Genomic DNA, 11,960 nt, shown 5'->3' with positions numbered 1-11,960 from the left:
CGATGAAATAGTGTTGTCGATATGTGGGCGCTTTGTTTGCGAAGTACAGCAGGTACGGGGAGATCCTCTACCGGTCATACCAGGAAGGGAGAGTCAGATGCAGATGCGTCTGAAAGCGTCTTCAATTAACGGAGCTATTAGCGGGTTTTGCGTCGGGGTTGATTCTGACTCCCCTTTTTCCGTTGAGGAGTCTTTCCTTTGGGGACCCAGGTGCTGTTGCCCATGCCTAATTCTTCTAGAGATTCGCGGGTGGGCGGAGCATTTGTTCCGAGTTCATCCTTTTTATAATTGCGGATTTTCTTCGGTTCCCAGTCGAGCTTATTGGCGTCGAGGTCCTTCTTCCAGAATCGGAACAGGCCAGAGTTCAAAGCCGATTCGGTTGCAATACTGTTCAGGAACCAGAACGCGAGCCCGAACAGCAGCATTAAGCCTGTCACAGTGCCGCCAAAGACCCAGGGATCAATCGTATAAACCCCTGAAAGCGCGAGAAAAAATGCAATGCCGCCCAGGATCACAAAGGAGACAGCAAACATGGAAACGGCACTCGCCGATTTATCTTTGTCTGGTCCATACTTCACGGTTCGCCCCCTGTCTAAAGTACCACCAGCCGACAACTTTTCCGGCAGAGTGAATCCTCGATTCTGACCAACGTCTCATTTTTTGTACAAAGCATTGCCCTGTCAAGCAACCCTATTTGAAATGGAGACAACAAAAGAGTGTGCTTGATTTATAACACGACCTGTCGGCGTGTAAAGTCAATCTACCTGATTCAAGTCTGAAACCCGCTACCGATTAGACCAACGCCGGTAACGAGCCGATCACGAAATCCTAAGAATCGTTTTCAACCAATTGGGTGATTGAGGAGATCGCAGCTGAAAAAGTGTCTGAGTCTCCGAGGCGAATAACTTCGGAGATCTCTTGGAGACGCAAAGGTTCCGCTGCTTGTCGTTGAAGTTGAAGAACCTCGAGGTCCGCCTCGGAAGCGTCCTGTTGAGTGGCGTTTCTCTGCATGATTCGATCCTTTAGAATGTTGTCAGGTGCCGCGAAGTCAAGGATTCGAAAAGGGACTTGCAGTTGTCGGGCCAGTTGTCGGAATTGATCACGTCGATCGAATTTCAAAAAAGTCGCATCGACGATCACCCCCTTTCCCGCTTCGATCAGGATCTGGGCTAGTTCCTCAAGGACACGATAAGTTCTGTCTGTCGCCTTCGTTGAATACAGGTCGCTACCAGGAGCGGACTGACTACTTTCATGTTGCTCAAGTCCGTGTAGTCGCTTTCGTTCTACGTCAGAACGAATTCGGATCGCCCCTAAACCATCGACCAGTTTTTGGGAACCGTAGGTCTTACCGCTACCAGAGAAGCCATGGGTGATCATGAGAACGGGTTGCGTCTTGCTTGCGAATTGTTCTGCCAGCTGAAGGTACCCCAGGCTTTCCTGCCGGACTTTCAATCGTTCCGACTCAGTCAGCCCTGGCTGCTGTCCGCGAATACCAGCAACCTTGGCTCGCACCATCGCTCGATAGGCCAGATAGTATGGAAACAAATCCATGCCGGAATAATCGCCAGTCCACTCCAAATACTGATTGAGAAATCGATGCCCCAATTCTGAATGTCCCCGGTACATTAAATCCATCACACAAAATGCGACTTCGCTCAGCACATCGATCCAGCGAAAGCTTTCATTGAATTCAATGCAGTCAAATAATGTCACTTTTCCATTCCACAGGATCATATTGCCGAGATGCATGTCTCCATGGCATTCGCGAACGAAGCCGTCCTGTTTTCGCTTAAGGAATCGACTTGTCAACCGGGCGTGTTCTTTCTTACTCCAGCTGTGAAGTTTCTCCAGGCGAGATTTCGATTCAGCTTCGTTATTCATGGAGGAGAATAACTGTCGAAAGTTTTCATCGACAGGTTCTTTAATTCGTGCCAGATTGCCGAAGGGGGATTTTTCATCCGCAACATTCACCTGTTGATGAAAGTTTGCCACTGTCTTGGCCAAGCGATCAATATGTTCCGGTTGCAGCTTTCCCTGTTCGACCAAGTGACTTAATAGCGATTCCTGGGGGAACTGACTCATTTTTACGGCGTAATCGAGTGGATCGCCAGGACCGTTAATTAGAGGGGCCTCCACTGGCCCAGTGAAGCAGACCACTTCCAGATAGAGGCCTTCCGTGAACCTGCTATTCAGTCGTAATTCTTCTTCGCAATAGAATTTTCGTTTCTCAAGCGAGGTGAAATCGACGAAACCCAGATCGACCGGTTTTTTGAATTTGTAAACAAACTCTCCGGTCAAGAGGATCCAGGAAATGTGAGTTTCCATCATCGACAAATGGTCCACTGAATGTTCAAAAGGCGGATGCTTTTTCAAAGCTTCCAGTAGTGGTGGCCATGTTTCATTTGCGTTGCTGGTCATATTGTAATTGCCCGCTTGCAGTTCATCGACGATTTGATCGCATCTCGATACATTAGCTTTATTTTATGCCTTTGCCTCATGGGTAACGAGAGTTAATCCCCGAGCCATTCTAGTGAATGAACCCTATCATGCATTTCGAGTGTAGAATAAAAAAACGGATGTCTAAATCGTTACGTTGATTTAAACACCCGTTTTTGAATTTTGGCAGGAGGTGATTTCTATGAGATCATCCTGATATTACTGTCTCACTTAAAACTGCAACCAGTGCACGAAGATGTCGAGGTACAGGACGAGTACCATTAACCCCAGTACGATCATCATGCCGACGTAGGTGGCGGCGATGACGACTCTTTCGCTTGGTTTCTTGCGGGTGATGGCTTCCCAGAGGAGGAAGACCATGTGGCCTCCGTCGAGAACTGGGATTGGCAGGAAGTTGAGCACGGCCAGGTTCACGCTGAGCATTCCCAGGAACCAGGCGAGGTAAGGCATGCCGCGGCTGGCATGGCTATGGGAAACAGAAGCGATACCGATGGGACCACGCAGATTCTTCACCGACAGGTCGGCGGTGAACAAGTTACGTAGAGTCAGGTAGATATCCGTCACGCTGTTAATCGTACTGTCAAAGCCCATTCCGATGGCTTCGCCAATACCGTTCGCTTTTTGAGTTTGCAATTGCGGTAACAGATAGATTCCGCGTTCGGTGGGCATGAACCACTCTTTTGATTCCACCGGTTCCAGGCTGACAGTCTGCACTTGATTGCTCCGACTGAAGGCGACTTTCACTTCCCAACCGGGGAGACGTTGCAGATACCAGATGGCATGAGCCCAGTTACGGAGCTCCTGATCGAATGAAAGTTTGATCGGCTTCATTTCGCTATCCTTTTTAGGGGGCGGAATGAACTCGATACTGATCAACGCGTCATTGGCTTGGAGCCCTGCAGTGGCGGCCGGGCTACCTTCCTGAATTTTCAGAACGCGGTTAATCAGGTTGAATGCGACGCCGATGGAAGGGATCGATAAAGGCACGTCGGGACCGTAGGGGGCTTCTACCCAACCGGGTCGATTCTGAGGAATCACGGAGATGGTCATCTCGGCGACTTCGCCCCCTTCGTTTTCGCGTTTGATGGTTACATCGACAGAAGAGCCATGTTTTGAGGCAAAGTACTCGGGCAGATGCAGCGGGTTGAGATCGTTACCGAGCCCTCTTCCATCGACCTGCATAATTTTGTCACCCTTTTTGAGGCCGGCAGTCTCGGCGGGTGAGCCTTGTTGGATTGCCAGAAGCTGTCCGATGTCGACCTGAATCCCCAGCTCTTGGAAGGGCTGTGCTGGAATCGTGGTGGTCACTTTTTCATCGTTTTTCAGTACCTGAAACGTGATTTCGAGAGGTTCGGCCCGTTTTTGTGCCAGAATCTGCTGGAAACGGAAAGGATCGTCGATCTCTTCTCCGTTCACGTTAATGATTCGGGCATTCATAGGAACCGGGGGTTCTGCAGTTGCAGCGGGCGTATCGGGAGCGGCCCCCGCAGTGGCCCCTTCCAGCATACCGGCTGTTCGTAAGCCGTCGGCATACGCGGTGCCGATCATCCGACCGAGCTCTTTCTGTTCGGGGAGAATCGTCAGGGAAAATTCTTCCCCACTGCGGCGTACCGCTTTAATATCGAGCGGCCCGGAAGACAGGGCAACGCCCCGTTTAATATCCATGAACGAATTGATTTTGCGACCGTTGATCTCGGTGATACGGTCTCCCGACTGCATTCCTTTTTCCCACGCTGGCAATCCTGCCTGGACGGACCCCACAACGGCCGTCGGGTTTTCGATTCCAGAGCTGAAGGCATAGGCGAAGAAGAGGATCGCAGTCAGGATATTCATGATCACGCCTGCAGAGATGATCGCCATTCGCTGCCAGACATTCTTGGCAGAATACGCTCGGGGATCCTGTGCGATCTCTTCACTGCTGAGCTGGCTGGGGTCCATATCGTCTTGGCCCAGCATCTTTACGTAACCGCCGAACGGTACGATCGACAGGGCGTATTCTGTTTCTCCTTTGCGGAAGCTCCAGATGACAGGTCCAAAGCCGATGCTGAATCGCTCGACATAGACATTGCACCATTTCGCGACAGCGAAGTGTCCCAGTTCATGAAAGAAGATCACCAGGCCCAGGCCTAAGGCAACGTAGACCCAGTTTAAGATACTGGTGAGAGTAATCGCGAACATCAATTCCATTTTTTCATCTCCTCTCGAGCCCATCGATCCCACTTTTTCAGTTCGTGAAGATCGGGAGACGGGTCGAAATGGTGAGCTTTTAAAATATCCTGAATGGCCAGAACGATTTGGTCAAACCGTAATGAACCATCTAAAAATCGTTGAACGGCCGCTTCGTTCGCGGCGTTGAGCACGGCCCCTGCGGTTCCCCCGCGAGACGCCGTTTCCAGACCCAATTGTAACGCCGGGAAGGCGTCGTGGTCAGGGGGATGGAACTCTAAACTAAACATCTGAGTCCAATCCATGGCTTGCGCCGCCCCTTCCCATCGTTCCGGCCAGGTAAGGGCGTATTGGATCGGTAGTTTCATATCGGGCGGTGAGAGCTGTGCCAACACCGAGTTATCATTGAACTCGACGAAGGAATGGACGATGGATTGAGGGTGAATCATCACCTCAATCTCGGAATCGGCCAGATCAAACAACCATTTGGCTTCGATTATCTCGAGAGCCTTATTCATTAATGTCGCCGAATCGATGGTGATTTTGGGGCCCATGTTCCAAGTGGGGTGGTCGAGCGCCATTTCGGGCGTGACTTCTCTAAGTTGATCTTTTTTCCAGCCGCGAAAGGGTCCGCCGCTCGCTGTGAGAATGATCCGTTTCAGTTCCTCGCGGCGCCCCGCCTGCAGGCACTGGAAGAGTGCACTATGTTCGGAATCGACTGGTAACAGTATGGCTCCCGTTTTTTCAGCCAGCGCTTTTACGATGGGGCCGGCGACAACCAATGTTTCTTTGTTGGCGATGGCGACCCGTTTACCCGCTTCGACGGCCGCCCAGGTGCCTCCCAGTCCGGCGGCACCGACGATTGCCGAGACGACTGTATCCACTTCGCTATCCGCAGCGAGGGATTCAATGCCCTCCTGGCCGAAGCGAATCTCCGTTTCGGGATGAAACGCGGTACGATCGATTTCAGTTCGCAGGGTTTCGTCTCCCACGACGGCGATAGCAGGCTGAAACTCTTGTGTCTGTTGAGCCAATTGCTGCCAACTGCGATGAGCGGCGATTCCGCGCAATTGCAACCGATCCGAGTGCTGGCGGAGCACTTCGAGCGTACTTGTTCCTATGGAACCGGTTGATCCGAGCAGGGCAATTTCAGTCATCAGAAAAGAAAGCGTTCTTCGGCAGCGTCGAGGGGATTTTGTGGGTGGGGATAGGTCGTCAATTTTACCGTCAGGTTGCGTCTCTTCGATTAACTATTGGAGACGGGACGAAAACAACCTGTTAAATTCATTGCGCAATATATTGCGAATTAAATGATGTAATCAGTATGCAGATGCGGCAGAAGAAATGAGCCTGAACTGCCGACTCGCTAGTGGAGGAAACTCACTGCGGTCAGCAGGTGTTTCTCCGAAGTCAGGCAGGCTGGGCGGGATACTGCTCCTGCGGGAAGCCTCAAGCCGAATTCTAGGTAGACAGGTCAACTGCCGCAAGACTCGTTCGATGGTGAACAGCAGTGCGGCGAAAGTTCTCAGACTCCTAGATTTCATGCTAAAAACAGGCTTCTAATCCCTGACACTCCTTTCGGTATCAGATACCGAATACGTTTCTTTATCGAAAAAATGATTGCTTCCATACGTCAACTACCGCTTAACGTACTATTATCAGGAAGGTTATGTACGCAGGTCTGAAGGTCCGTCTGGCGCGATTCCATCAATCAGAGAGGGCCTTCTCCTGTCGGAACAGGGCCAATTCTCTACAAAGGCTTTCCTCAGCACCAGAGGTGAGTAACAATAGAGTTTGGATGGAATCTGCTACGCCCGGCCACGGGCTTGTCTGGCTGTGGCAATGAGGCGAGTCGTCATTTCGTCCGAATCCACCTGTTTGGATCGATTCCCAAGGAAGAGAACTTCGACAGAAAAGACCTTCTCCTCTGGGTTCGACCCGCTAAGATTCATGTCCGACTTGATTTCGAGGAAAACCTCCCGAGGCAACCTTCCTTGTGACCACTGGCGAGAGAAATCCTGCTCTCTCCGCCTGACCATAAAATAAAGACCTGTTCTATGAGCGACGCACCTTCTCCCACCCCCGAGGAACCGGAGAGCCCGAAGTCCAACAAATCGCCAAAAAAACCGCGCAAGACAGAGTCGGGTGGAAACAGCATCTGGCTGTTGTTCATCGCGATTGTGCTGTTCGTGGTGGCGACGCAGTATTCGGGGATGTCTGATAACGGCGAGATGATGCCGTATTCCAATTTCGTCCGGGGTTTGGAAATCACCTTGGCTGGGGCCGATCTGACGGAACTGCCCGCCGATGTGAGCATTCGAAACAAACGAAACACGTTTAATGTGCAGATCGGTTCTTCCTATCTGTATTTTCAGGATCAAAAGCAGGACAGTTCCGGCCGCAGTCCGGAAGGAACGAAGTCTTATCGAGTCTCTATCGATACGCTGTCTGAACCCGGTCGCGAAGACCTCGAGAAAAAAATGCGGCAGGCGGAAATCGAATATGGTTTCTCGCCCCCCCCTTCTCCTTGGCGCGAACCCTTTATTCTGTTCCTGATGCTGCTCGTATTTCTGGGAATCTTCTTCTTCATGCTGCGACGCATGGGGGGAGCGGGTTCGGCCATGTCCTTTGGTCGCAGCCGTGGAAAATTGTATGCACAGGATGATATCGGCATCACTTTCAAAGATGTCGCTGGTAACGACGAAGCGGTTGAAGAGATTTGTGAGTTTGTCGATTTCCTTAAATCACCCGGAAAATACCAGGCTCTCGGCGGACGAATTCCGCATGGAGTGCTGCTGGTTGGCCCTCCAGGTACAGGGAAAACATTGCTTGCCAAAGCCGTTGCCGGTGAAGCGGGTGTCCCTTTCTTCGGTCTTTCCGGTTCCGATTTCGTTGAAATGTTTGTCGGCGTGGGTGCCGCCCGTGTGCGGGACATGTTCGCTCAGGCCCGACAGCGGTCTCCCAGTATTATCTTCATCGATGAGCTCGATGCACTCGGTAAAGTCCGAGGGAACTCTCCCGGAGGACATGATGAACGTGAACAAACTTTAAACGCCCTACTCGTCGAGATGGATGGTTTCTCCTCCGATGAAAACGTCATTGTGATGGCAGCGACCAACCGCCCCGAAACACTCGACCCCGCACTAATGCGGCCGGGCCGTTTTGACCGACAGGTGCTGGTCGACCGACCCGATGTGAAAGGTCGCGAAGCGATCCTCAAAGTCCACGCCGGCAAAGTGAAGCTTGCCGATGACGTGAACCTCACGACTATTGCGAAACACTGTCCCGGTTTCGTAGGTGCGGACCTCGCCAACTTGGTGAATGAAGCCGCTCTGCTTGCCGTACGAAACAATAAAACACGTGTGACGATGGCCGAATTCGACGAAGGAATTGAACGCGTCGTCGCCGGTCTTGAAAAACAGACCCGCATCATTCAGGAAGACGAAAAACTCCGCGTTGCCTACCACGAATGTGGTCACGCTCTCGTTGCTAGCTCGCTTCCCAATACAGACCCGGTTCACAAGATCTCGATCATTCCCCGTGGCCTCGGTGCCCTCGGCTACATGCTGCAACACTCAGAAGTGGAACGGTATCTGAATACCGAATCCGAACTAAAGCATCGTATTTGCGTGCTTCTGGGAGGAACGATCTCCGAAGAGATTGTCTTCAGTGAATTCTCCACCGGTGCGTCGAATGACCTGCAACGGGCCACCGACATCGCTCGACGAATGGTGACCGATTACGGGATGAGTCCGAAACTGGGTCGAGTACATTATAGTGAAACCCAACGATCGCCATTCCTGAACAACTCCGCAACCGCTTCAGACACGGCCCACAGCGAAGACACGATCCGCGAGATCGATCTCGAAGTTCGCCGTATTATTGATGAATGTCTCGTTATGGTTCGTGACATCGTGAATGATCGTCGGGAGGTGCTCGAACATCTGACGAAGGATTTAATGGAGAGCGAAGTGATGAACTCCGAGCAACTCCAGGCGATCCTCGTTCAATACAAAACGAGCCCCAAAATCAGTCCCGGCACTCATGCCAATCCAGCGTCGGGAGCAACGCCTCCCGCGAAGGACGCAGAGTCAGAGGAAGAGGACGGCGGCGAAGAAGACCAAGCGGCAGAAGGGTGATGCCAGTTAACGGCGATAACAGGCACCCCGGAATCAAACTAGCTTGCTCCTGGGTGCCACTGCTGGCTTGTCCAGCAGTGTGGTCACAGGGCCTGTTTTGTACGATTCAAAACGTCTTCTTCTGCACGATCTCTTTAGCTAGATCCTGTCCAGTATAAGTGTGGCGGCTATCGGTCCCGAAAAGCTCTGAAAAACAGTAGGCTACGCCGCCAGAACACGCTACGGTTTTCTGGAATGCGCTCTAAAGAGTCAATGTTTCTTGAGATAACGCCAACTCGCGGGCAGCAAGGGTGTGTCCGCTTGTGTGTACCCTACTCGCACTGTTGGAGCGAGCCAGAGACACTCTGACAGAGTGTAAGCTGTTGATGGGGGACACAGTGTCACTCTTGCCCTTGGAGAAGCGGTCTATCCGAGAACAGGCTAAGCCGCTCGGCGGTTTGCATCCAGCGAATCATCCGCGGCGAGTTTGTGAATCCATTTTTCCTGGAAAAGGTCTTCGACTTTGCGTTCGACCTTCTTCTGAGCGCGGGAGTGATTGAGCTTCTTTTCCGGGGCTACAGCGGCGGTTCCGTGGGCGACATGGTAGAGCACGCGGTCCATTTCACGGACACTGAACATACCCATCTGGTAACCGGCGTCCCAGATCTGTTTGGCAATGGAGTAGCCTCCCCCCTGTCCGTAAATCGGCAGGAAGGTCATGTCGTGTTTGAGTAAAGCATCACGACGATACATTGCGCAGTAATCACGGGGGTAGTGCCCCTGCTTCCATTTAATCTCTTTTTTCAGGCCGACCAACTGCTTGATGCGTCCCGATGCGTAACCGACAACCTGTTTTTGCCAGGCGTACAATGGATTCTCCATGACAAGTTTCCAAGCACCTGTCGCTGCGATTTCATCACTCTTTTGTATCTCTCGCAGAAACGGGTCGAGCCAGTCGTCCCGCTTGAGGAAAACATCGGAGTGCATGGTGACGTAGTACTCGCCGGTTGCCTCTTTCAAGCCGAGGTTCCAAGCGGTGAAGACGTTCTTCGGCCAATTGGTGTGAACCTCTTCCGGTCTTTCAATCAACCGGATCCAGTCGAGGCCCCGCAGATAATCGAGGCTCTCGTCTTTGGAACCATTATCGACGACAATCACTTCGACATCGTAATTGTCGGAGTGTTTTCGGATCGAGCGCAAGCAAAGGCGCATGTAATCCTGTACCTGCCAGTGCGGAATGCAGATCGTAACGCGGGGAGAACTCACCGGGCGGAATCCTGCTTTGTATCTAGGGTGGCTAAATGAAGAGTAACAGCTAATTACTTACGCAGGACATCCAGACTGTTGGCTTTGGCCTGAGGATACAATTCCTGGTATTGTTTTTCGAAGTTGTAAACGAACGCTTTCACGTTGACGTTGTGATCTTCGCGGCCAAACAGAGGCTGGGCTGTCAGTGATTCTTCAGCCGACATACCACGGAAGATGATGTCGTAAATCGAGAGGAACTTCGCGGTGCGAGTGACTCCGTGCTGGCAGTGAACGATCATCGGATAATTATTGGGGTCACGAAGAATTGCGAGATGCTTCTGCAGTTCGGGATCGTTTGCTTCGACAGTCGTTGGCATTGAGACTTCGAACAACTTGCAGTTCTCGCCGTTGACGGCCTGCCGTTGTGCTTCCCAGCGTTCTTCGCCCATTTCTCCGGGGCGACAGAGATTGACGACGGAGCGGAACTGGTGTTCTTCGATCAGCTCGGCAAAGACATCGGGCTCAACCCAACCGCAACGATAAACCATGCCTTCGTCGTGCGTAGCAAGATGTTTATAGCGTTGGTGATTATAGTAAAGGACACCTGCCACCAGTACCATGCCGGTCAGTGACAGAATGACAATTGTGCCTCGCAAATTTCGGAACATCCTTGTCCCTTTCGTTTAGACAATCTCGGTAAATCAGAGTCGCCTGTTCCCTGCGGATGAAATCAGTCGCCGTGTGTAAACAGCAACCTGCGAGTAGAACAGGTCATCAAGCTCGAACTCAGTTCTGGTTGGAACATAATGAGCCGTTGGATAATAGATCAATTTTTCTTATCGGTCAACAACCTTTTTTGACCGGAATGACCGGACCGGGAAATTCCGATTCCGAGAGCAACCTCGAATAGATATGTTTTGCTAGTTAGAGAACTAAGGTGTTGTTGATTAAGGGCTTACAAGGAATGTTCCCAGCCGGATCGCGTCAGTAGTCTTCGTTCGCCTTGGTCTATCAGGAATGGTTCCGAGCCAGCTGTGATTTCGCCGATTTGCGTGACCCGAGTTCCGGTAAGGAGCGGGTGGCTGGTCAAACGGACGGCGTCTTCGGGGCTGACAGTGAAGAGCACCTCGAAGTCTTCCCCATCGTGTAGAGCGTGTTCCAGCGGTGAGCGATCTCCTGAGGATCTACGCGCGTCGCTGTGTATGGGAATTTGTTCGGCATGAAGTACGGCTCCTACTTCGCTTTCCCGCAGGATATGTTGGAGGTCGGAGGAGATCCCGTCGCTCAGGTCGATCATCGCGTGGACATCGTAATTGTTCACGAGCTCTCGGGCTTCTTTTAACCGGGGTGTGAAGGTGAGATGCCTCCCGGCTAATGATCCTCCCAGTTCTCCCGTTACGAAAATAAGGTCCCCTACTCTGGCTCCGCTTCGTTCGATTGCTTTGGGTCCAACCGGTTGTCCCAGGGCCGTGATGCTGATCACGAGTGGGCCTTTCCAGGAGTTCGTATCGCCACCTGCAACGGCGACCTGATGCTGCTCGGCCAGTTCGACAATGCCTTGATGCAATTGCTCGGCGAGTTGATCCCCTGTCCCGTGATCCCCTGCCCCTTTGGGAAGTGCATAGCTGACGACAATCGCGATGGCCTCTCCCCCCATGGCGGCGATGTCCGACAGGTTGACAGCCAGAGCTTTGCGGCCGATCAGCCGTGGGTCGGTGTTCGCCAGATCAAAGTGAACCTGATCCATCAGCATGTCAACGGTGACCAGAACCGGGGTTTTATTCTTTCCAAACAGCACTTCGGCAGCATCGTCGCCGATTCCCAGACGGAGATTGGGATGGGATTGCACCTGCTGGCGCAATCGATCGATCAGTTCAAATTCACCCGCCATGGTTGGCCTGCTGTAATAAAACGGTAATAAAAAAAGGGTAAGGTTGCCGTGAAGTGGTTCACATCAACCTTACCCAATTG

At 52.0% G+C, this 11,960-nt stretch carries 8 protein-coding genes; 1 reads left to right on the top strand and 7 read right to left on the bottom strand.

Translation table 11 applies throughout. The features are described 5' to 3' along the window. Positions 1-137 precede the first annotated feature (137 nt). The 4 genes from Pla110_RS20090 to dxr all read right to left on the bottom strand — a co-directional run bounded on the left by Pla110_RS20090 (position 138) and on the right by dxr (position 5,780). Positions 138-578, bottom strand: a complete 441-nt coding sequence (locus Pla110_RS20090) for a hypothetical protein (protein ID WP_144998570.1) — start codon at positions 576-578, stop codon at positions 138-140. 250 nt (positions 579-828) lie between these two features. Then, positions 829-2,418 carry a bifunctional aminoglycoside phosphotransferase/ATP-binding protein gene (locus Pla110_RS20085; protein ID WP_144998567.1) on the bottom strand — a complete coding sequence of 530 codons (1,590 nt, stop codon included), beginning with the start codon at positions 2,416-2,418 and terminating at the stop codon, positions 829-831. A gap of 249 nt (positions 2,419-2,667) precedes the next feature. After that, complete coding sequence (rseP, locus tag Pla110_RS20080; RefSeq protein WP_197440330.1) at positions 2,668-4,644, bottom strand: RIP metalloprotease RseP; 1,977 nt, start codon at positions 4,642-4,644, stop codon at positions 2,668-2,670. Then, positions 4,635-5,780 carry a 1-deoxy-D-xylulose-5-phosphate reductoisomerase gene (dxr, locus tag Pla110_RS20075; protein ID WP_144998562.1) on the bottom strand — a complete coding sequence of 382 codons (1,146 nt, stop codon included), beginning with the start codon at positions 5,778-5,780 and terminating at the stop codon, positions 4,635-4,637. The genes rseP and dxr overlap by 10 nt, the downstream gene beginning before the upstream one ends. A 900-nt stretch (positions 5,781-6,680) precedes the next feature. Between dxr and ftsH the strand changes: the two genes are divergently transcribed. Beyond that, positions 6,681-8,762 carry an ATP-dependent zinc metalloprotease FtsH gene (gene ftsH / locus Pla110_RS20070; protein WP_197440329.1) on the top strand — a complete coding sequence of 694 codons (2,082 nt, stop codon included), beginning with the start codon at positions 6,681-6,683 and terminating at the stop codon, positions 8,760-8,762. A gap of 420 nt (positions 8,763-9,182) precedes the next feature. Here ftsH and Pla110_RS20065 read toward each other — a convergent pair whose 3' ends face one another. From Pla110_RS20065 to Pla110_RS20055, 3 genes are all read right to left on the bottom strand, one after another. Continuing rightward, positions 9,183-10,007 (bottom strand): glycosyltransferase family 2 protein, encoded by an 825-nt coding sequence (locus tag Pla110_RS20065; protein WP_197440328.1) that lies wholly within the window; start codon positions 10,005-10,007, stop codon positions 9,183-9,185. 53 nt (positions 10,008-10,060) lie between these two features. After that, the gene (locus Pla110_RS20060; RefSeq protein WP_144998559.1) at positions 10,061-10,657 is read right to left on the bottom strand and encodes a fused DSP-PTPase phosphatase/NAD kinase-like protein; all 597 of its coding nucleotides are present in this window, start codon (positions 10,655-10,657) and stop codon (positions 10,061-10,063) included. A 287-nt stretch (positions 10,658-10,944) separates the two neighbouring features. Next, a complete protein-coding gene (locus tag Pla110_RS20055; RefSeq protein ID WP_144998557.1) occupies positions 10,945-11,880 on the bottom strand; it encodes a thiamine-phosphate kinase in 936 nt (311 codons plus the stop codon). Between the last annotated feature and the right edge of the window lie 80 nt (positions 11,881-11,960).

This window comes from Polystyrenella longa (assembly GCF_007750395.1).
GTDB classification, from domain to species: domain Bacteria; phylum Planctomycetota; class Planctomycetia; order Planctomycetales; family Planctomycetaceae; genus Polystyrenella; species Polystyrenella longa.
Note: the sequence above shows the minus strand (reverse complement) of the source record. Positions and strands in the feature narration are given on the sequence as shown.

Excerpts from the sequence above, each read along its gene's own strand:
- Pla110_RS20060 (WP_144998559.1), bottom strand. The coding sequence starts at position 10,657 with ATGTTCCGAAATTTGCGAGGCACAATTGTCATTCTGTCACTGACCGGC.
- rseP (WP_197440330.1), bottom strand. The coding sequence starts at position 4,644 with ATGGAATTGATGTTCGCGATTACTCTCACCAGTATCTTAAACTGGGTC.
- dxr (WP_144998562.1), bottom strand. The coding sequence starts at position 5,780 with ATGACTGAAATTGCCCTGCTCGGATCAACCGGTTCCATAGGAACAAGT.
- Pla110_RS20055 (WP_144998557.1), bottom strand. The coding sequence starts at position 11,880 with ATGGCGGGTGAATTTGAACTGATCGATCGATTGCGCCAGCAGGTGCAA.
- ftsH (WP_197440329.1), top strand. The coding sequence starts at position 6,681 with ATGAGCGACGCACCTTCTCCCACCCCCGAGGAACCGGAGAGCCCGAAG.
- Pla110_RS20085 (WP_144998567.1), bottom strand. The coding sequence starts at position 2,418 with ATGACCAGCAACGCAAATGAAACATGGCCACCACTACTGGAAGCTTTG.